Below are 2,907 nucleotides of genomic sequence, written 5' to 3' on the forward strand. Positions count from 1 at the left end.
GAAGAAACAAAACTTAAGAGATAATATGACAACAACTGAAATTATCTTAAATATGCTAGCGGAAGCTGCAACGAAAGATATAGCTAATGCAACTCATCCTCAAGGTTTGGAAGAAAATAAAAAAGTTGCTAAAGATGGAGGTAGTATTGCTGGAAACGCAAGAAGAGAGATTGAAGAGAGAACAGGGAAACCAGTTATTACATCAAAAAACGCCATAGACTTTAGTAGATTAATATCAGATATAATCAAATCAGCAGAAGATGAAAAGAACAATGAATAATTAAAACAAAATGTTGCTAATGAAAAATCGATGGTATTAGCAAGATTTCTTTAATCTTTAGATGAGAAGGATGTAGTTGATTCTATTCAAAGTACTTTTTAAAAATATGGGCACCTTACAGCAAGTGAATTGGTCACAATTACTCATAGAAAAGGAACTCCTTGGGATCATACAAATATAAATGATATTATTACCGATGGGGCTGACCTAAAAGTCCTAAAATTCAACAAATTTCATATGAAAACTCATAGACGTAGTGGTTTATTGAAATCTAAATTCACTTTCTAAAATCTTTTTAGATATCTAATAAACTGTGCGGGGGTGGCTCGTCAAAATTTTGTTTCTTGAGAAATCATGATTTTTGAGTCACTTCCATTTTTATTGTTATTAATAGTGAAAAAGAATTTATAAAATTATCTAATAAAATTCAAATATGTTTCTTGATTTTCTTCTATTTTTGATTGTATTATTAACCCAAGTTTGACACTTGTAAAAAGATAAAAGTGTTATAAATCCTAGGAATAGTGGTTTATAACACTTTGAATTTTGTTTATAAAATGCGTACTTTTTTATTTTTTTGTTTCTTTAAAAAATTTTTTGAAATTTTTTCACTGATTATTTCAAAATCGGTATTAAAACCGAAAGATGTATGTAGAAGCTCTGTTATCTCAGTTCTTGTGTATATAGGAGTATATCCTAAAACATAAAATCTTTTAAATTTATAGTCTCTTAATGTTTTTATTAATTCTACATAAGAAACCTCTGCTCCTAATTTTTGTTCCAAGAAACTAAATAGTGTTAAAGATAAGAAACAAGTTACAAAATGCGCTTTAATTCTATCTTCTCTACTAAGATATACAGTTCTAGATTTGGATTCACTTTTCATTATTTTGAAGCATTCTTCAATTTGCCAACGTCTTTTATTAATGTTTATAATCTTTTCAATTGGTTCATCTAAGTTCGTAGAAATACCATATACCATCATACAAACTCTCCTCTAATATTTTTTCTTCATCTAAGGTTATACATTTTTTTTTAGCTATCTCCCCATCACTTGTAATATTAGTAACTTTAACTAATCTTTTGTAGTCAGTAGTGCTTTTTTTATTTATTTTAGAAGGGGGTTCAATTATTTCCAAAGCTCTGTAGAAATGATGAAGTTCCATGTCTTCATATTCTAATAACCTCTTAGAAGATTCTATTGTAGAACGTTTTGAAGAGGGTGATGAAACTCTTCCGTAAATTAATCGCGATAGAATATTATCTAGTAAAAATATAAATTTATTTTTATCTTTAATTTCTTTTGAAATTTTATTTAATCCTAAACACATAGCTACTTATATTGCACCACAGTACGAGAGAAAGTACGCAATATAAAAGTGTGGAAATTTGACAAAAAAATAGCGAGATATCAACTCTTGTGAAATTATTTTTGGTTTCACAAGTGTCAATATTCGAGTAAAAAATACAACTTTTACATAAATAAATTTATGGAAGTATGTAGTATAGACAATAGTTATTATCTTAGAAACAATATGCTTGACAAATAGTAAAAATAGTAGAATAATGAAGTAAAGGATGACTTTTATTTCTATAAAAAAACAACCGATAACTTAGGAGGAATTTTAAATGAAAAAAATATCAAAAGTAGCAACTGCTGGTGTTCTTTTATTCGCATTAGCAAATCCATTAGGAGCGTTCGCAGAAAATAATGTAGAAAATATTTCAGCGACTAGTAATAATAAAGAAACTCAAGATATTACTATCCAAGCTAAAGAAGTTAATGGAGAAATAGTGTTTGAGGTAACGGCGGCAAAAGACACGTATAATACTGTTGTTTATGCGACAATTAATGGACAAAAATTCACATATAATTTAGGAAACTTGAAAAAAGGTCAAATTTCAAAGGTTGTACAACCTGACGTTAGTGTCAATAAAAAATATACAGGAAGCATTGCTAAAGAAGATGAAGCTAGTGGTAATAAAAAAAATGCAACTATTACTAAAGAAAGTAAAACAGAAAAATCATTACCTAATACTAGCGTGGTAAGAGAGTTAGTTGAAAAAACAGTTTTATATAGTTCGGAATTGAACGGTAATGTAATAGAGGCAAAAATTGTATATAAAGCATATGACTTGGTAGAAAAAAATTCAAATACAATTGAAGAAAAAAAATCTACTACAGAAAATAAAGTAAAAGATGGGGCTATAGTAAAACCAGAAGTATTAGAGATACCTGAATATAAAGAAAATTTAGGGGGTGCAATAGTTGAACCGGCTGTGCAACCAGAGTTACCGAAAGTGGAAGAACCAGCAGCAGGAACAACACCAAAAGTAGAAGAACCAGCAGCAGGAACAACGCCAAAAGCAGAAGAACCAGCAGCAGGAACAACACCGAAAGCGGAAGAACCAGCAGTAGGAACAACACCAAAAGTAGAAGAACCAGCAGCAGGAACAACACCAAAAGCAGAAGAACCAGCAGGAACAACGCCGAAAGCAGAAGAACCAGCAGCAGGAACAACACCAAAAGCGGAAGAACCAGCAGGAACAACACCGAAAGCAGAAGAACCAGCAGCAGGAACAACGCCGAAAGCAGAAGAACCAGCAGCAGGAACAACACCAAAAGC

Annotated in this window: 2 protein-coding genes and 2 pseudogenes; 2 read left to right on the forward strand and 2 right to left on the reverse strand. The window is 30.8% G+C overall.

Features of this window, described 5'->3' with window-relative positions; genetic code table 11:
• Positions 1-280, forward strand: a pseudogene (locus tag RWS90_RS07775) (phage antirepressor protein); the annotation flags it as partial.
• 550 nt (positions 281-830) lie between these two features.
• Here RWS90_RS07775 and RWS90_RS07780 read toward each other — a convergent pair.
• Positions 831-1,265, reverse strand: coding sequence for a transposase (locus tag RWS90_RS07780; protein ID WP_314550233.1), 435 nt, complete (start codon positions 1,263-1,265; stop codon positions 831-833).
• Positions 1,231-1,611 (reverse strand): hypothetical protein, encoded by a 381-nt coding sequence (locus RWS90_RS07785; protein WP_314550236.1) that lies wholly within the window; start codon positions 1,609-1,611, stop codon positions 1,231-1,233. The genes RWS90_RS07780 and RWS90_RS07785 overlap by 35 nt, the downstream gene beginning before the upstream one ends.
• A 298-nt stretch (positions 1,612-1,909) precedes the next feature.
• Between RWS90_RS07785 and RWS90_RS07790 the strand changes: the two are divergent.
• Positions 1,910-2,907 (forward strand): annotated as a pseudogene (locus RWS90_RS07790) (hypothetical protein); the annotation flags it as partial.

The sequence above is a fragment of the uncultured Gemella sp. genome (assembly GCF_963529685.1).
Taxonomy (GTDB): Bacteria; Bacillota; Bacilli; order Staphylococcales; family Gemellaceae; genus Gemella.

Coding starts and splice junctions, on each gene's coding strand:
- RWS90_RS07780 (WP_314550233.1), bottom strand. CDS start 1,265: ATGATGGTATATGGTATTTCTACGAACTTAGATGAACCAATTGAAAAG.
- RWS90_RS07785 (WP_314550236.1), bottom strand. CDS start 1,611: ATGTGTTTAGGATTAAATAAAATTTCAAAAGAAATTAAAGATAAAAAT.